An 18,835-nucleotide genomic window follows, 5' to 3' on the forward strand; every position below is an offset into this window, starting at 1 on the left:
ACTCGTTATTTACCTAGTTGTTCTGCTTCATTTTGCACCGGATTTTGATTCCATCGATAACCCATGCCATAGACAGTATCGATACAATTAAAATTAGCGTCTAAACGGTTGAATTTCTTCCGTATACGTTTTATATGTGAGGTGATAGTAGAGTCATCAACATAGATTTTTGAGTCTTGCATTAGCTGACTTCTGTTTTTGACATGACCGGGGTGTTTTGCCAAGGCATAAAGCATCCAAAATTCAGTAATAGTTAAATCAACCATCTGTTCATTCCACTCTACCGTCATACGTTGGCTGTCTATCGTTAACGCGCCAAGTTTTAGTAAGTGATCAGTTTGTTGAGGTTTCCCTAAAGCGTCTTGTCGACGAAATAACGCGGCTATGCGCGCGGCTAAATGTGGCAGGCTAATGTCTTTAGTTAAGTAATCATCAGCGCCAATTCTTAAGCCTGAAACGGTATCAACATCGCTATCGCGTGCGGTTAAAAATATAATTGGTAAGGTATTCGACATAGTTCTTAACCATTGACATATTTCAAAGCCGGCATCGTATTCATGCTCTAAACCTATATCTAATATCGCTAAATGGGGTAAGCGTAAAGCAAATGCCTGCATTGCTGTGGCTTTATTAGGATAAGTTTGTACCTGATAGCCCTGTAAACGTAAAGCATCTGCATAGTTTTCTCTAATTGCGGCATCATCTTCAACAATCGCGATCCGTTTTGACATTTTTGTTAGTTACCTTGTTATCAATGGTCATTTTCGCTTGCATCATATCGAATAAATCACAGCGATGCTGCTAATTGTTGCAATTGCCATAATGTTGCCACATTTGTTCAGTGAATTGCCATATTTGCGTCGGTAAGTGGTCGTTTTCCTGCGGTTTAATAGCTTCATCAAAAAGAAAGGCGAAAAGAAGAACGAAAAGAAATACCGAATAAGAAGCTCAATCGAAAGATGCCGCTAACCAATGAAGTAAATATTCTTATCTGTTTTTATTTTTTGAAATGACTTTTAAAAACAACGTTAAATTAGAGGAAATATTATGACTACTCAATTATTCACAAACAATAAACTAACTCATTCAGGCAAAGTGATGAAAACTGCAAACAAAAAGCCTTTGGCACATACATTTATCAGTGCCGCTTTAATCTCAGTTTTATCAATCTCGCCGGCATTTGCTAATACGCAAAATAATGATTGGCAGGAGAGCTCGCAACAAGAGAAAACTACTCAAGAAAAAGATGCGCAACTTAATGAAGAAATTGGCTTTGGCACAGGTATGGTTATTGGGGCAATTTTTGGCGGTCCAGCCGGGGCATTCATTACTGGCTTAGCGGGCAATTTTATTGCAAAAAACATCAATGCCGAAGATGAAATTGAAACACTTTCAGTCGCTTATCAAGAAGAAAAACAAAGTAATGAAACAGCATTAGTTGCTTATCAGGATAAAATTGCACATACGGAACAAGCATATCAACGCCAGTTACTTGCTTTAGAAAAAAGCTATCAAACCACAAGCTTATTACAAGCACAAAACTTATTGATGAGTTTACAATTTTCAACTGGCTCTAGTGAAATTAAAGATCACTATCAAGAACAACTAACAGCCTTAGTCAGTATTGTAAAACAGTCACCTGAGTTAACCATAGATCTTTCTGGCTATACCGATAAACAAGGAAGTGATGAATTAAACCAAGCGCTTTCATTAGCACGCATCAACGCGGTTAAAAGCGCTTTGATTGACCAAGGAGTTAGAGCAGACCGAATTAACCTATATGCTTTCGGCGAGCAGCAACCTGTGGTTGCTTCAAATGACAAAGAAGTCAGTTTTTACGACCGTCGAGTGGTAATTAAGCTTAAAAATGAAGCTGTAGTAAGCACACCTCTCAATGATGATAGTGCGCAGATGGCAAACAACTTCTAGGTATTTTTTAAATTTAACTCGTAGATTATTGTATTTAGAATAAAGGAGGTGTATCGCCATTAAAAAAATTAAGTATTACCAGTAATATTGAATTTACATTGAATATAAAGCCAAGGTCTCCCGCCTTGGTTTTTTTTGCTTAATTTATACGCTTTAATCACACTAGACTTTAATGAATGAGTTAACCTAAGCTAAGAAAGGTCAGTTTAACAATAGAGAATGTGTATGGATTATAAAGTGGTTATTGATTTTTGGTTTAATGAAATATCACCTGTACAATGGTGGGTTAAAGATGAAGCGTTTGATCAAGAAATACGAAAACGGTTCTTAGATATTCATCAGCGTGCCAATCGTGGTGAGTTATACCCGTGGCGTGCAACTGCAGAAGGGCGATTGGCAGAAATAATTGTATTAGATCAATTTTCTCGTAATATTTTTCGTGATAATGCAAAGGCCTTTGCTTGCGATACACTTGCATTAGTTTTGGCACAAGAAGCCGTATCACGGCAAGAAGATCAAGATATTGCTGAAAATAGGCGTAGTTTTATGTATTTACCCTATATGCACAGCGAGTCAGCTATTATTCATCAAGAAGCTCTGAAGCTATATAGCAAATTAGGTAATGCATCTAATTTAGCATTTGAAATAAAACATCAAGACATCATTACTAAATTTGGCCGATATCCACATCGAAATGTCATTTTATCGCGCGAGTCTAGTGCGGAAGAGCTAGTGTTTTTACAACAGCCTGATTCTTCTTTTTAAGCAAAAATCGTCATTTGTGCTAATAATTAAGAGGATGAAATACAATTCGTTTTTCATATAAATACCCAAAAAACAATTAAAAAAGGAAGTCTATATGAATAAGTTAGTACATATCATTCTTGCGATTTTGTTGCCGCCAGTCGCGGTGTTCTTAAAATCTGGTGTAGGAAAAGATTTATTGATCAATATTATTTTATGTTTTCTGTTCTTTATACCCGGTGTGTTACACGCTATATGGTTGATCACAAAGTAAAAAAATTAGCTTTTGATGCTTTTAAGATAGTGCATAGCACTTAATAATCTTTACAGCGCAGTAAACCATGCATATTTAATTCCCATTGTAATAATGATACTTACAATGGGATTTTCATTTTTAAAGACCGATTTGGCATTTTTATTTGTCAATAACGGCCAATTATGAGGACAAGACGATGAAACTAGATTGCTTTTCAGTAAGCTTAGCGGTAAAAGACTTAGAAAAATCAAGAGATTTTTATCAGAAACTAGGTTTCAGTGTTTTTGCTGGTGAAATGGCGCATAACTATTTGATTATGAAAAACGGGGCAACCAATATCGGCCTTTTTCAGGGTATGTTTGAGGGAAATATACTGACCTTCAATCCTGGTTGGGATCAAAGTGCGGGCAACGTAGATAAGTTTACTGATGTTAGAGAGTTACTGGCACAGGTAGAGCAACAAGGCATTGAAGTCACCCATAAAACCATAGAAGGCGAGCAAGGGCCTGCAAGCTTTTCATTTGTAGACCCTGATGGTAACGCTATTCTTATTGACCAACATCGATAACGTTAATATTCAAATTTTATAAAGCATTAAATTTTTTTGAAATGTTTCAACATATTCCATTAGTTTACTCGGTGTTGCATTCTTGCAACACCGAGTAAAGTTTTTAATCCACGACAGCAAAATTTTCCGATGATAATGTAATTGACACCAAGTAACTTGATATCAATTAAGGATAAATTTTGAATTCACCATTATTATTTTTACTACCTTTAAGCATGCTGATTGCTAGCTATAGCACTGCTGCAAATGAATCGACAAACGATAGTGTTGTTGATGAAAAATCGAAAGTTCAGCAACTATTCAACAGCTACATGACTAAGTATAACCACTTCATAACAAATCAGAAATTAAAGCAGTCTCCTGTACTTTATGCAGATCAAATTATGCTAATGACTGGTGGTAAACCTGTGATATTGACACCTGAAAGTATGAACAAAGGTGTTACTGGCTTTTTAAACGGTCTTAAAGAAAAAGGTGTTAACAAAGTCGCTTGGGAAAAAGTAGAAATTAAACTTTTAGCTGAAAACATCGCGTTAGCAAGCAATGTTGCCGTTCGGTATTTAGCAAATGGCGAGGTGTATGATCGTGCTGGCGCAACGTACTTTCTTAATAAAAATCCAAAAGGGTGGGAGATAACCGCATTTGCCTTACATAAGCCAGAAAGTACCGTTAGTTTTTTACCTAAGAGTTAGTCAACTTTTCTTTATCATTGTTAGATGACTGGCGTTTTAGGTTAATGTTCCATTAATTAGCTTTTCTTTTGCTCTCAAAGCTTTTGTTAAAAAGGTCATTAATAACTTAATACGAGGAATTTGTTTTAAATCAGGATGAGTTAATACCCAAATATCTTGATGTGGAAAGGTTTTTTTATTATCGATACGTTGAAGGTTTGCCATTGAATCAGCAATATAACATGCGCCTAATATTATGCCCTGGCCTTGCGCTGCAGCATGATGACGCAGAACAAGGTCTTCAATTCTCATGGCAATATTTGCCGTAGGATAAGGCGATTGTTCAATCCAACTTGGTGTTAAATTTGCCGTACTTGTTATCCATTGATAATCATCAATAGAGTTATCCATTAAATACTGCTTACTGGCATAGTAACTTAATATAATCGGAAATAACCTATGTCCTACTAAGTGCTCGCTCGGTTGGTTGGACACTCTAATCACTACGTCTGCCTCGCATCTATCCAAATTGACTATTTGATACGAAGTTTGCACGTTAAGTGTTATTTGCGGATATTGCTGTTGAAAACTATGTAACTCATCAAGCAATAAGTACTGTCCAATCGCAGGGGGAATTGAAAGGTTTATTTCCCCTGTTAAGTCCGGTTGATGCGCGCGTTTAAGCCGATTATCATTAAAAGCAAATTGTTCAATTTTTTCTGCTGATAGCAGTAAACTCTGTCCTAAAGCAGTCAGTACATATCCTTTAGGGCTTAAATCAAATATATCTGAACCATACTTTTGATTTAAGCTAGCGAGACGACGTGAAACGGTACTGTGGTTTAACGTTAGTTGTTGCGCTGCATTTCTTAATGTCTTTCCACGGTGCAGCGCTAAAATAAGACGGTAATCATCCCAGTTTTCCATTTTTTTACCTAAACAGCTAATAGCACTTTCGCTATTATATACCCAAGCCACTTGAAAATGCAGTTTCAGAGTTAAGCTAGGAAATCAGAGCAAGGCACGGCACGCAGATAATGGTTATTCCCTTATCAAGTGCCGCAACGCTGCACTGGTTTTCTAGCTTAGCTCCCGCAGGGCAAGGCGATAAAGGGTCATCTCCGGCGTTATTGATTTTAACAATGGAACAACCATTCCTTTCAATCAATGCCTTGGTGCTAACCCTTTTCGACTTGCTGAATCCTGCATTTTCAAGTGGTTTGGGTATAGAGCACTAACAGTAGCTTGAATAAATTTTTTTATTGGTAAAATGTAACTAAAAAACATCGATAAGATTATGAAAACTGAAGGTATAAAAATTACTCTATCACTCGTTTAAATGGCGGAAGAGAGTTTAATAAGTCTTTGCCGTAACGTTTACTGACAACGCGCTTGTCCATTAAGGTCACGAAGCCGAAATCTTTCTCATTTCTGAGTAATCGTCCGGTTGCTTGGATCAATTTTTTCGAGGTTTCTGGTACTGAAATCGACATAAAAGGATTACCGCCTTTAGCCGTTATATACTCAGCCTGTGCTTCTTCAACCGGAGAAGAAGGCACTGAAAAAGGTAGTTTGGTAATAATAACGTTGGTTAAGTATTCACCGGGTAAATCTAATCCTTCCGAGAAACTTTGGGTACCAAAGATAATGCTTTCCTGCTCTTTGTCACATAATGCTTTGTGCGTTTCTATAATTTTTTGTCGCGATTGTTCGCCTTGTACTAAAAAGCTCAGTTTAGTTTTTTCGCGCAGGGCAGTTACAACCTTGTCCATTTGCCAATAAGATGAAAACAACACTAAGCTTGCTTTACCGCGTTTAAGCATGGTTGGCAGTTTTTCGATAAGCTCGTCAGTAAATTGATCAGCACTGGGTTCATACTGCATTTTAGGAATAATGAGTTGGGCATTGTTCTGATAGTCGAATGGTGAGTCGACTTTTAGATATTGGCTACCATCATCGGTTCGCAAACCAGCTTGTCGGCGAAAATGGTCAAATGAATTAAGTGCTAAAATAGTTGCCGAACACAATACGGCACCTTCACATTTTGACCACAGCATATCTTCTAAGGCAAAACCCACTTCAATCGGTGAAGCGCAAAGTAAAAAGTCGCTGCGTTTACCTTCTAATTGTTCCATCCAACGTGCCATTGGGGCACCTTTTTCGCTATCGGTTTTAGCATATAACAACCAAAGCGCATTAAAATTTTCTAGCCGCTGAATCATAAATCCCGCTTCGGCTAACAGTGGTTCAGCTAAAAACATTTGGGTTTCACCATCCTTCACCGATTCCATTAATAAGTTATAAAGCTTATTTAAATGGCTTAAAGATTTCTTTGAGCTTTCGCTTAAATCTTCTGCCCAATTCTTTAGCGTTGGTGGAATAACACCATTTTCATAGCGGTACAAAGGTGTTTGATTCTTGCTGTTATTTGCTGCAGATTCGTGAAAATATATACTGCGATTATTGTCAATAAAAGCCAGCACCTTTTGCATATCAACAAGAATATCTTGGCAATCATCAGCTAATTTTATCGACGGAGATATTGCACTGTTCGATTTTACTAACTTTGCAATTTTATCACCGGTTTCTTGCAACTTTCCAAGCCAATCAATGGCTCCCTTGATGGTTAGGCTTGCACTGGAGTGGTCACGCGTAACCTTTGGTAGGTGATGTGCTTCGTCAATTATGTAAAAAGTATCTTCAGGGCTGGGTAATATTCTACCACCGCCTAGCTCTAAGTCAGCAAGTAATAAACTATGGTTTACCACGAGCACATCGGCAGCTTCCATGGTCTCTCTTGCTTTGTGAAATGGGCAATGAGTGTGATCGGATAAATGCTTTAAACAGCTATGTTTGTCGGCCTGTATTTGTTGCCAAATACTGTGATTAACCGGATCAGGCCAAGAGTCTATATCGCCAGACCATGAGTTATCGGTTAGCGCTTTATGCATATTATTGAGCATTCTTATATCATGCGCTTGCGGTTTTTCAGCGAAAGTAAAACCTACTTGTGGGCTGTCATCATTGGCTACCGCTTGAGCTAATTTTTGTCGACAAACATAACGTTGCCGACCTTTTGCCAAGGTGAAATTAAAATCAAGGCCGCTGTGCTTTTTTAAGAAAGGTAAATCTTTGTCGACTAATTGCTCTTGCAATGCCACGGTCGCTGTTGCAATACACACTTTTTTATCGCGACTTATTGCTAATGGAATTGACCCTAAAGCATAGGCTAAAGATTTTCCGGTACCGGTACCAGCTTCAATGGTAATAATTTTGCGCTGCTTGTCATATTCTCCGGCAAGGGTTTTAGCTATTTCAGCAATTAAGAATGTTTGTTGCTTACGTGGGTTAAAGTTGGTTAAGTTTTCACCTATGCTTTTGTAGGAAGCACGGATCACTTGCTTAATTTTATCGCTTAACATCGCGGCTTTGGTTTCCTATCGGGAACAGATGATTTACACTGCTGTATATATTAACAGTTTGTTAGGTTTAATTATACTAATTAATCCATCGGGTATTAGTCGTTTAATGCAAATTTCTTCACAAGTTGTCGCCGAAAAAACAAGTGTCGCTAATTCCTTTCGTGGATTTATTCTTACGCGTTCCGTTCGCGATCGCGGTAATAAATTGGAAATAACTTTGTGGCTAAAAACACCAAATGGTCCTGTAGAACTTATTGTTAATCATGAACGTGTGGTGCTTTTTGTAGAGAATCCGGCAGTTGATAAAATTGAAGCTATTCTTTCTAATCAAAAGTTAGAAGCAGCGGAGATAAAACCGGTTTCGCTTAAGGCGTTCAACCAAGTAGCGGTTACTGCCGTCTATTTTTCAACTTTGCGAGAGTTTTATCAGGCAAGGGAGGCGCTGAAAAGTAATGGTATAAAGTGCTACGAAGATGACTTTCGTCCCGATGAGCGATTTTTAATGGAACGTTTTATTACTGCTGATCTGATGTTCACCGGCAACAGTGTTGCAGCAAAGCATTCATCAATTGAAACGAAACACCAACAAGCTGAAGTAGGTTATCAACGTTTTGAACAAGTTAAATGCAAGCGTATTGATAAAGCACAGCAAAATGATATTAAACTCAACGTCGTTTCGCTAGATATAGAATGTTCAATGTCTGGCGATTTGTACTCTCTTGGCTTATATAGCAACACTTGCCAACAAGTGTTAATGATTGCCAGTGCTGAAGAAGTCGCACGTGAGCAAAAAGCCCAAAAGGGTGTTGGTGCAGAGATAGAAATAATTTGGCAAGCAAACGAGCAAGAATTACTGCTGAGCTTGTTAAATTGGTTTAGACAACATGACCCCGATATTGTAATTGGTTGGAATGTTATCAACTTTGATTTTAACTTACTGCAAAAGCGTTATGATTTACATGGGATTGAATTTTCGATCGGCCGAGATGGCAAATCACCACATTGGCGAAAAAATAAGGCCAGTGAACAGCTATTTATTGAAATTAATGGCCGTGTGGTGCTTGATGGTATCGATTTATTAAAATCAGCCACTTACAGTTTTCCGAGCTTTTCGCTTGATAATGTCGCCAATACCTTATTAGGCTTAGGCAAAAAAGTCTCTGACGTTGAAAATAGAGTGCAGGAAATAACTGACAACTTTCATCACAATAAAACTGCACTCGCCATATATAACCTTGAAGATTGCCGTTTAGTTTCATTGATTTTTGAACATACACAATTACTCGAATTTGCGATGTTAAGAGCACAACTTACTGGCTTAGCCATTGATAGAGTCGGCGGCTCAGTGGCAGCTTTTAATAATTTATACTTGCCTAAGTTGCATCGCAGTGGCTATGTGGCGCCGAATATGGGCGATGGCGACCAAGGTTTTGAGTCTCCTGGTGGCTTTGTCATGGACTCGACGCCAGGCCTTTACAACAATGTTTTGGTATTAGACTTTAAAAGCCTATATCCCAGTATTATTCGTTGTTTCAATATTGACCCTATGGGGTTGATTGAAGGCTTAAAGTTTCCAGAAACTGCGATAGAAGGCTTTGATGGCGCTTATTTTTCAAGAGAGCAACATTTTTTACCTAATATCATCACTGAGCTGTGGAAAGAGCGCGACAAAGCGAAAAAAGATAACAATGCGGCTTTGTCGCAAGCAATTAAAATTATTATGAATTCCTTTTATGGCATTTTAGGCTCAACAGGCTGTCGATTTTTTGATCCTCGTTTGTCAGGTTCAATTACTAAGCGTAGCCATAGCATTTTAAAAACCACTTCAATGTGGATTGAAGCAAAAGGCTATCAAGTCATTTATGGCGATACCGATTCAATATTTGTCCATATTGGCGATGATCAAACAATAGCGTCGAGTAAAGCCTTGGGCAAAACCTTGCAGGATTTTATTAATAATAAATGGCAAAGTACGCTTAAAGAGCAGTTTGATATTGTTAGCGAACTTGAAATCGAATTTGAAACACACTTTAGTAAATTTTTAATGCCAACGGTGCGTGGTCAAGAAATTAGTAGAGGAATAAAAAGTATTGGCACTAAGAAGCGATACGCCGGCCTTGTCGGTGATAAGCTGACATTTAAAGGCTTAGAAACGGTGCGAAGTGATTGGACAGAGATTAGTAAAGATTTTCAACAAGAGCTATACCGACTGATTTTTAATGATCAGCCGATTGATGAGTACATTGTTAAAGTTGTGAACGAACTAAAAGCAGGTTTATATGACACCAAGTTAATTTATCAGAAAAAAATTAGGCGCAAACTTGCCGACTACGTAAATACACCTCCGCATATTAGAGCCGCCTTAATTGCTAATAATAAGCTGAAAGAAAGTGGGTTAGCGCCAAAATACGAGCATAGAAGAACCATTCGTTATGTCATAACACTTGATGGCGTTCAACCGCTAGAATTTAGCGAAAGTACATTAGATTATGATTTTTATGTTGAAAAGCAACTCAAACCTATAGCGAACGATATATTACCTTTTATTGGTAAAGACTTTGACTCTATTACTAGTAAGCAAATGGGATTGTTTAGTTAAGCCTAATGTATAATACCTTAGGCTTAACTAATTGATTTTGTGAATGACCTATTTTATAAACCGTCGAGATGTGAAAGCAATCATCCCTAATAATAGTATTGCAAAAGATGAGGGTTCTGTAACTTGAACTGAATTGTTGGCAGGATCTCTCGCCCATACATTTAAATGTGAAATTCCAGCAAAACTTTTGGGGTTACCAGTTTTTTTGTCATAGCTATTAATAAAATCATTAGTGGATATAGAGCCACTTAAAATATAAGGAGTTTGGAAGTTTAACAAAGGCTCATCTTGAAAAATATCATTAAAATTGAAATCATAAACAGCGAATCTATTGCCGGCTTTCACTGAAAAAGCTAGATGATCGAATGTTGCATTTCCTAATAGTTGCTGAACTGTAGGTATAATCAAAGCATTAGTAGCTAATGTCCAACTTAATTGCTTACAATCACCTAAACCGCCATTACTACAAGTTAACCCCAATGTTAGAAGATCGCCAATGTCTAATACTAGTTCTGGATATTCTAGATTATTGGCTATAGGGCCCGCTGTATCATAGGTTATCCCTGAAGCACTATTATCGCTATCTTCAGCATCAAAATGAGCTAGTCTAATCCAACCTGGATCGTTTTTACCATCTATACCATCAACATCTTGTAAATCACTTGTTTCAATGAACTCCATACCGGTTAAAAAATCATTACCCCCATTTAATAATCCATCACCCAATTGACCTATATTAAGAAAAGGAGATGATAATGGGTCATCGTTTGCACCATAAAACACACCAGCACAACCGGTAGCACTATGCTGAGAGCTTAACAATTCAGCTTTAGGATTATCGGTATCTAATACTGAAGTTATTGAAGTTAATTGGGCATTTTCAATATTACATGCTTGAGGGGCCGTAATAACACTAGCGTAGCTAATTGAAGAAAAAGTATATAGTAAGAAAGTAACAAAAGATCTTCTTAACATGAAAACACCTCATTTTAACGTATTCAAGAATAGATTTCTTATTACAAAATGCAAGAACTATTCCCATAAAAATAAAGTCATTATAATCAATGGAATAGGTTAAATTAACAAAAAAAACAAGATAAGAATACACGATATGTAAAATAACAAGACATTTATTCTATGCTCAGAATGTAGTTGTTAAACATGAGCTTTGTATAAGTTTGTTATAAACGAGTTAGAAGAAAAGCCTACAGTAGGAAACATGTCAGTCGACAATCATTAGCAACATATTAAGGCTATGTACCCTTAATATGTTGCTAATGATTTTAAGGCACTACTTTAAAGGACTGCATCCAATATGCAAAATTATGAATACTGATGAAGTCCATGTTCATGAGATACACAGTGGAAATTATTAGGTTTATCAATGACTAGCAAGTATATTGCCAAATTTAATGACTACTCACAGTTTGATAAATATCAGCGGCTAAAAATTCTTGCGTTTGAAACAGCACTCCATGATTCGATATATCGAAATGGAAACTATCTGACTTTGCAATTTCTGTAGCCTTTAGGTCGACACTATTTTTTAACATCAATTGATATTTATCATTAATTCGGCTTGTCCATGCCCATTTCGATTGCGATTTTTTAAGATTAAATGTTCGGCCATTCATTAGGTCCGCTTGTAATAATTGACCATCAATAATTTCTATCGGCACCGAGCCATAATATAATTTATTGCCTTTATTTTGCCAAATAATGTCGCTTTTTTGTTGGCTATAGCGAATATATTGCCAATCACCTAATTCATCTTTTACTTGGTGTGTTTCAATATCATAATATTGAACATGCCAGCGACTATTGCTTTTAATACTATAAGACACCGTATGATCGTTTTTCCAAGAGACACCACGAATTTCTACTTGTGGTATTTTAAGCGTTTGAGCATGACCTGCTTTCTTGCTAATCAAATGAATTTCATTGAGGGTTACGCCTAACAAGTTGTCACCATTGTATGACCAAAGTAAATCAATATAATGACGACTGTCGTTAAAGCTGGTGAGCTTTTTCTGATGCTTGCCTTCAGTATCCGTTAACCATACTTCCTCTGTTCCAGAACTTAAGCTGATATAGGCCAATAGCTGATTATTGTGATGGGCAAACGTTGCTAAGCGGTCATCAACTGAACTGTGAGCCGTTAAAGTTGAAGTTGTGGATTCAAAATTAAAATAATTTACATTTTGGTTCAACAGCACAATAGGGAATAAATAATCCCTTCCGTTGGAATGTCTTTCTGGCACGCTTACTTGTTCGCTACCGGTATAAATAATACGTTTATCGTTGCCTGTTAAGTCAAAGCTCACTAATTGATTGGCAGGATGCTCTCCCATCAACACCACGCGTTCACCATTATGAGACCATCGGCCACAGCAAATAAAAGCGTCTTGTTTAAAGAGTAATTTTAATTCATCAGTATCTAAGTCAAGCGCGTAAAAGCCTTCCCATATTTGCCTATCGGGTGATGATATTAATAATTTGTTTTGATTTGGGTGTAGATCGAATTGGCTATTACCTCCTAGAAATAATTTAGGTTGGTTTAGCCTGCGTTTAACTCTTGTGGTTAAGTTCATTTCAAATAAGGTAAATGCAGTATTTCTGCCTTCATTTTCGCTAAACACTACTTTGTTATCATCGTGGGTATACGCTATTTTACCGTAACTTCCAGATGTACAATTGTGTAGCAACGTAGGCTTACCCAGCTTCATGGCTTTAAATTCACGAATGAAATAACGACAGGAAGTTGTATTGGTGACTAAATACACTATTTTGCTGCCATCACTATTCCAAGATGCTGAATCTACCCAGATATTATTAGCCTTGCCATGATTCACTTCAATACTGTTTTGACTATTTAAATCTTTGATCCATTGACGCATTTTTTTATCACGAAATTCAATATAAGCTAAATATTGCCCGTTTGGTGACACTTGTGGTTTGGACTCTCGTCCAGAGTCACGTGTTAATGCTTTAACTTGGGTAAAAGTTTCAGGCTCATCATGGCTGAGTTGCCAAGTAGTGGCAGTGATAAGTACAAATAGAAAGAGTAAACAGGAGATTAAAATATTTCTATTGATAAGCTTTTTATTACTTTTTAGCTTGTTTACTTCACACTGTTTTAAATCTGAAGAAGTTGTGTTTTCATCAGCCGATATAGGGTTTTCAGCAATTTCGAGCTTATTAAAAGAAGTTGCTGACGCGACAAATTTGTAGCCTTTCTTAGGAAAAGTGGCAATGAATTTTGGCTTTTTGGCATCGTCATTAAGATGCTTACGTAGCTTGGTTACCACCTTACTAACAGCGTTATCTGTGATCACGCGTCCTGCCCAAACATGTTCGATTAACTGATCACGACTGATTATTTGATTATTGTTACGGCAAAAATAAGCTAACAACTCCACAACCATAGGCTCGAGTTGTTGAACATGCTCCGCCGATGTGAGGTTTTGCTGTTTTTCGCTAAAAACAAACTCTTCTATTTGCCAATGCATTATTTTTCTACAAAATCTTATAAAACCCCAGTAAGTCGCTAAAAATTAACATATTCCCAAGGTTTAGTCATCAAAAGTCACGATAAATCACTACGTTGTCACTACATCACCGCAGACAAAATTTACCATTGCAGTCAGAAATTGATATTTACCAAACAACGTTAGAACACATACTAAGGGAAATAAGACATGACATTAACTCAACGAGGTTGCAAAACTATCAGGCAAATAAGATTAATACCCTTATCGCTATTAATACTTGTACCATTTTTCAGCCAAATACAAGCAAAAGGGTTTGTCGAATTAAAGCCAGCGTCAGCAACATACAGTACACCAGAAATACTAAAAACGAGCAAAGTAGAAAACAAGCAAGACGTAATTACATTAATGCAATCAACAAAGCTTAAGCAACAGTTATTAGCTATTGCAAATCAAATTGATTATGAGGCAGCGATTAAAACAAGTGACAGTAACAAGATTGCGCTCAGCTCTTTGCTCGGTCAAAGCGATAAGGTGCTAACGCTAATAAATAAAAACAACTATCCCATAAACTTTTATCATTACAGTTTATTTACTAAGGCACAGGTTGAATTTCAAGGCCAAGATGAACAGGTACTTAAACAAAAGCTAGCGTTTTTTGCTAGTAAATCGCTTGAAGGGATCACTGGAGAACGGCTACATAAAGTTAGCAATACGTTAGGTTGGTCATTACCGATGGGACAAGATTATATGCTTGGACTATTCAAAAGCTACAAAAAACACGAAAGTTTAACTGTTGAACAAGCAATTAATTTACTGGCAAATTATCAGTTGTATAAAGTTTATGAGCATGTTTTACCTATAGCGAGACCTTTGGTTAGTGCAGAGCAAAATAGTCGTTATTTGGTGATGTCGGATGTACTCATTAAAACGCCTGATGGCGCTACTATTTCGGCGATTGTGGTGAGAAAAAAAGGTAACACAAAAAAACGTCCAACAGCATTTCAGTTTTCAATATACGCTGATGAAGAGTGGGAGATTAAAGAAGCGATGCATGCAGCTTCTCATGGTTATATTGGCGTTGTTGCCAATACCCGTGGTAAAGGACGAAGCACAGATGAAATTATCCCTTGGGAGTATGACGGGGCAGACGCGACTGCTGTGATTGATTGGATTTCAAAGCAGTCATGGAGTGATGGGCGAGTAGCTATGTATGGCGGTAGCTATCTCGGATTCACTCAGTGGGCCGCAGCTAAATATATGCATCCCGCATTAAAAACTATTGTTCCTTATGAAGCGGCCAATTTAATGACCGGTTTACCGGTTGAAAATAATATTTTCATCACGCCTAACTACCAGTGGGCATTTCATGTTACTAACAATAAAACTATGGATCATTCGGTATATGCTGATTGGCAGCATTGGAAAAACACTTATAATGAACTGTTTAAAAGTGGTAGAGCTTTTAAAGATATAGATAAAATTGAAGGCACACCTAACCCCTGGTTTCAAAAATGGTTGTCACATCCCAGTTATGATGATTATTATCAGTCAATGGTGCCTTATGAACATGACTATAAGAAAATAAATATTCCCGTACTAACCATTACGGGGTATTTTGGCGCTTCAATTTCAGCTATTGATTTTTTAACTAATCATGTAAAATTTAATGAAAATGCTGATCATACGTTATTAATTGGTCCGTACGGTCATGGCACCGCACAAGGCATTCCACGCTCACATCATAGCAATTATCAATTAGACGAAGTTGCACTAGAAAAAGATACCAAAGAAATCACCTTTGCATGGTTTGATCATGTCCTGTTCAAAAAAGCAAAACCTAAGCTATTAAAAGATAGAGTTAATTACCAATTGATGGGCAGTAACACCTGGCAGCATAAAGCGTCGTTGTCAGCACTTAATCAAGCGTTTGTGACTTATCATTTAGGTAATAAACAAAATGAAGATAAGCATTATCAGCTAACCACCAATAAACAAAACGCATCAGACTTCATTAAGCTGACGGTAGATATGAGTGATAGAAAAAATCAGCATAATGAATATTCTTGGCAAGTAATAAAGCAAAAGTTACAGGAACCGAATGGTTTAATCTTTACCACAAAGCCCTTTGATAAAGCACAAGAGCTAGCCGGTGCAATTACGGGCAATTTTTCTTTGGCAATCAATAAAAAAGATGTTGATATTGGCTTTAAGTTTTATGAACTAAAACCCAATGGTGAAACATTTAAACTGGCTCGCTATATTAGTCGTGCCAGTTATGCCAATGATATGAGTAAGCGAGCGTTACTCACGCCAAATAAAAAAACCACAGTGCCGATTATTAATAGTACCGTAACGGCCAAACTAATCGGAAAGGGTAGTCGTTTGGTGATTGTACTAAACGTGAATAAGAACTCCGGCGCGCAGGTTAATATGGGCACTGGGAAAGACGTCAGTGAGGAAACAGTTGCAGACGCAGGAGTACCGTTAGAGGTTAAATGGTTTAGTGATAGTCAAATTAATATACCGCTTAAACCTTGGCATGGTTAATTTCATACTATCGTAAGTCAAGTGTAAAAGTGATGATAAGAAGGCCAGAGACTTCTGACCTTCTTTACTCATATTTCATGGGAATTTATGCTTTCTTGATATATAAGCGTTAAAAACGGTTTAACAATGGCAACTCAATTTTAAACATCATCAAGGCAGTGCCAAATACATATGTGGGTTCATTGAACAGTGCCCATAGTCGACTCATGGCATAAAACGCTTACGATATTCTCTTGGTGTTAAACCCATTGTTTTATGGAAAATGCGCCTAAAAGCGCTAGAGTCCTGGTAGCCTACTTGCCAGGCAATTTCGTCAACCGAGAAAGTGCTCGACTCCATTAAGCTTCTTGCTTTGCCAACACGTAGAAACTGCAGATATTCTGATGGGTTTAGTTTTGTTGCTTTAAAAAATCGTCGTAAAAACGTTCGTTCAGTTAAGTTAATCTTTTCTGCCAAATTTGCCATGGTGAACTTGGTACTGCTATGTTGCTGTAACCAATGTTGAATGCCTAAAATTGCTTGATCGCCGTGGTGTAAAGCGGGTGAAAATGTGCGATAAAAGCGTTGCTCTCTACCCCCAGGATCAACCAAGAAGTAGCGTGCTGTTTGTTGCATTATGCTGGTACTAATAAATCTATCAACCAATCGTAAACCTAAATCAACCCAAGCCATTAAACCACCGGCGGTCATAATATCCCCTTCGTCTATTAGCAACTTATCACTGTCTAATAATACAGCAGGAAAACTTTGGCTAAATTTTTCGCTAAGCGCCCAATGGGTTGTTGCGGCTCTATTATTCAGTAAGCCGGTCTGTGCAAGTAAAAAGGCTCCAGCACACACAGAGCAAATAATTGCGCCTTGTTGGTGTTGCTGAGTTAACCAAGTTACTAACGCAGCTTTAGATTGTTGGCTTTGCTCTGGACCTAAACTTGGCGGAATAATGATCGCTAAATATTGTTCTTCGTCAGGCTCTTCAAGCTGACAAACTGTAAATTCTTGTCTATTTTTATCTTCTAATTGAAACTTAGCGGCGGTTTCAAGTAAATCAGTTAAGCCATATATTGCCGCTTTTTGTGCGTTGCTATAGGCCAGAATGGCTATGACAGGTGTTTTTTGCATTTCATTATCTTTTATTATTGTGACTAAATATCATAGAAAGAAAGCCATAAGTGACGACATTGATTATTACGTCATTTCAATGTTTGTCAAATTTTACCTGAAATATGTCATATATGACAATGGTCGAATTTATCTCGACCCTTATAATTGTGTCATATTTATTTGAACCCACTAGGTGAAACATGAGCACTCAAGCATTAATCGTAATCGACTTTCAAAATGACTATTTTAGCCAAGGCAAATGGCCACTAGATAATATTAACCAAGCAGCAGCGAATGCTAAGCAAGTTTTATTAAAGCACCGCGCTGATAATAGCTTAATCATTCATGTACGCCATGAGTTTTTAAATGACGATGCACCTTTTTTCATTGCCGGCTCTGAAGGGGCTAATATTCATCAAACATTAGCGCCTATTGAAGGAGAGTTAACGGTTTTAAAACACCAAGTTAACTCATTTCATGAAACTAATCTCAAGCAAATACTTGATGATCATAATATTGCACAATTAACCATTATCGGTGCCATGACACATATGTGTATTGATGCTGCAACACGTGCTGCAGCTGACTTTGGTTATGCAGTTACACTTATTGGAGATGCTTGTGCGGCAAAAGCGTTAGAGCATAACGGTCATGAAGTATCTGCAAAAGATGTTCATCATGCATATTTAAGTGCACTTGGTTTTGCCTATGCAAACATAACGACTACAGCACAATATATTTCGTAAGTAAAACAACGTACTTTTACCCTAAAGTTATCTAATTTAGTAAGGATATTATATGACGGCAACCTTAATGCATGCACCTTTAACTTGTTCATTAGCTGCTCGCATTGCCGCAGCAGAAGGCGATGTAGCACTAGACATTAATTATGTTAATTTACGCACAAAACTATTTGAAGATGGTAGTTCGCTACTTGATATTAATCCGCTAGGGCAAGTCAGTACCATGATTTTACCCGCAGGTGAATTATTAACAGAAACCGCTACCGTGCTTTTATGGCTGCAATCTCAGTCAACAAAGCAGGGCTTTTATAGAGGTCCTGAAGATAAGGATTATTTTCAATTAGTTCGATGGTTAGGGTTTTGTGCTACTGAACTACACAAACAAATATTTCGTGTAGTGTTTTATCCAGAAGCGACTGATGAGGTAAAAAACAAAGTCAGGTGTTTAGCGCCAGAGCGTTTTGCAGTACTTAATAATCACTTAGCCGATCGTGAGTTTTTATTAGGCGATACATTTTCTGCAGCAGATGCTTATCTAACGTGGTTTTTTGTTTTGGTCAAAAATGCAAAACTTGATGCTTCTAGTTACACTCATTTGCACGTTTATAGTGAGCGAATGTTAGCGCGACCAAAAATTAAAGCGTTAATTGAAAGCGATCGCGCTAAAGATTTAGCTATGGATCAGCAAATTATCCCTGAATAACTTAAAACTATTTTACTTTTTATCGCTTTGCTCTAAGAGAGCTAGGCTAGAAAAATGATAC

Annotated in this window: 16 protein-coding genes; 10 read left to right on the forward strand and 6 right to left on the reverse strand. The window is 37.4% G+C overall.

What is annotated here, in order from left to right:
* Positions 1-5: 5 nt before the first annotated feature.
* Positions 6-731, reverse strand: a complete 726-nt coding sequence (pdsR, locus tag B7C41_RS02750; RefSeq protein WP_085297217.1) for a proteobacterial dedicated sortase system response regulator — start codon at positions 729-731, stop codon at positions 6-8.
* A gap of 316 nt (positions 732-1,047) precedes the next feature.
* Here pdsR and pdsO point away from each other — a divergent pair, with 316 nt between their 5' ends.
* From pdsO to B7C41_RS02775, 5 genes are all read left to right on the forward strand, one after another.
* Positions 1,048-1,929, forward strand: a complete 882-nt coding sequence (gene pdsO / locus B7C41_RS02755; RefSeq protein ID WP_085297218.1) for a sortase-associated OmpA-like protein PdsO — start codon at positions 1,048-1,050, stop codon at positions 1,927-1,929.
* A 225-nt stretch (positions 1,930-2,154) separates the two neighbouring features.
* On the forward strand, positions 2,155-2,694 hold the full coding sequence (locus tag B7C41_RS02760) for a DUF924 family protein (protein ID WP_085297219.1): 540 nt from the start codon (positions 2,155-2,157) through the stop codon (positions 2,692-2,694).
* Between the two features lie 94 nt (positions 2,695-2,788).
* On the forward strand, positions 2,789-2,947 hold the full coding sequence (locus tag B7C41_RS02765) for a YqaE/Pmp3 family membrane protein (protein WP_085297220.1): 159 nt from the start codon (positions 2,789-2,791) through the stop codon (positions 2,945-2,947).
* A gap of 178 nt (positions 2,948-3,125) precedes the next feature.
* Positions 3,126-3,497, forward strand: a complete 372-nt coding sequence (locus B7C41_RS02770; protein ID WP_085297221.1) for a VOC family protein — start codon at positions 3,126-3,128, stop codon at positions 3,495-3,497.
* Positions 3,498-3,676: 179 nt separating this feature from the next.
* Positions 3,677-4,189 carry a hypothetical protein gene (locus B7C41_RS02775; RefSeq protein ID WP_085297222.1) on the forward strand — a complete coding sequence of 171 codons (513 nt, stop codon included), beginning with the start codon at positions 3,677-3,679 and terminating at the stop codon, positions 4,187-4,189.
* Between the two features lie 36 nt (positions 4,190-4,225).
* Here B7C41_RS02775 and B7C41_RS02780 read toward each other — a convergent pair whose 3' ends face one another.
* Positions 4,226-5,095 carry a LysR family transcriptional regulator gene (locus B7C41_RS02780; RefSeq protein ID WP_143764268.1) on the reverse strand — a complete coding sequence of 290 codons (870 nt, stop codon included), beginning with the start codon at positions 5,093-5,095 and terminating at the stop codon, positions 4,226-4,228.
* A gap of 110 nt (positions 5,096-5,205) precedes the next feature.
* On the opposite strand from B7C41_RS02780, the gene B7C41_RS02785 reads away from it, so the two are divergent.
* Positions 5,206-5,406, forward strand: a complete 201-nt coding sequence (locus B7C41_RS02785; protein ID WP_085297224.1) for a hypothetical protein — start codon at positions 5,206-5,208, stop codon at positions 5,404-5,406.
* 81 nt (positions 5,407-5,487) lie between these two features.
* On the opposite strand, the gene dinG is transcribed toward B7C41_RS02785, so the two are convergent.
* Positions 5,488-7,590, reverse strand: coding sequence for an ATP-dependent DNA helicase DinG (gene dinG / locus B7C41_RS02790; protein ID WP_085297225.1), 2,103 nt, complete (start codon positions 7,588-7,590; stop codon positions 5,488-5,490).
* 106 nt (positions 7,591-7,696) lie between these two features.
* Here dinG and B7C41_RS02795 point away from each other — a divergent pair, with 106 nt between their 5' ends.
* Positions 7,697-10,189, forward strand: coding sequence for a DNA polymerase II (locus B7C41_RS02795; protein ID WP_085297689.1), 2,493 nt, complete (start codon positions 7,697-7,699; stop codon positions 10,187-10,189).
* Positions 10,190-10,237: 48 nt separating this feature from the next.
* Here B7C41_RS02795 and B7C41_RS02800 read toward each other — a convergent pair whose 3' ends face one another.
* On the reverse strand, positions 10,238-11,164 hold the full coding sequence (locus B7C41_RS02800) for a hypothetical protein (RefSeq protein ID WP_085297226.1): 927 nt from the start codon (positions 11,162-11,164) through the stop codon (positions 10,238-10,240).
* 434 nt (positions 11,165-11,598) lie between these two features.
* Positions 11,599-13,698 (reverse strand): winged helix-turn-helix domain-containing protein, encoded by a 2,100-nt coding sequence (locus B7C41_RS02805; RefSeq protein WP_085297227.1) that lies wholly within the window; start codon positions 13,696-13,698, stop codon positions 11,599-11,601.
* A gap of 189 nt (positions 13,699-13,887) precedes the next feature.
* On the opposite strand from B7C41_RS02805, the gene B7C41_RS02810 reads away from it, so the two are divergent.
* The gene (locus B7C41_RS02810) at positions 13,888-16,227 is read left to right on the forward strand and encodes a CocE/NonD family hydrolase (RefSeq protein WP_085297228.1); all 2,340 of its coding nucleotides are present in this window, start codon (positions 13,888-13,890) and stop codon (positions 16,225-16,227) included.
* A 204-nt stretch (positions 16,228-16,431) separates the two neighbouring features.
* Here the strand turns inward: B7C41_RS02810 and B7C41_RS02815 are convergent, their stop codons facing one another.
* A complete protein-coding gene (locus tag B7C41_RS02815; protein WP_085297230.1) occupies positions 16,432-17,346 on the reverse strand; it encodes a GlxA family transcriptional regulator in 915 nt (304 codons plus the stop codon).
* 182 nt (positions 17,347-17,528) lie between these two features.
* Between B7C41_RS02815 and B7C41_RS02820 the strand changes: the two genes are divergently transcribed.
* Both B7C41_RS02820 and B7C41_RS02825 read left to right on the forward strand, forming a co-directional pair.
* Entirely contained in the window at positions 17,529-18,074 is a 546-nt protein-coding gene (locus tag B7C41_RS02820) for a cysteine hydrolase family protein (protein WP_085297231.1), read from the forward strand.
* Positions 18,075-18,126: 52 nt separating this feature from the next.
* Complete coding sequence (locus B7C41_RS02825) at positions 18,127-18,774, forward strand: glutathione S-transferase family protein (protein WP_085297233.1); 648 nt, start codon at positions 18,127-18,129, stop codon at positions 18,772-18,774.
* Positions 18,775-18,835 lie beyond the last annotated feature (61 nt).

The organism is Cognaticolwellia mytili (assembly GCF_002104475.1).
Taxonomy (GTDB): Bacteria; Pseudomonadota; Gammaproteobacteria; order Enterobacterales; family Alteromonadaceae; genus Cognaticolwellia; species Cognaticolwellia mytili.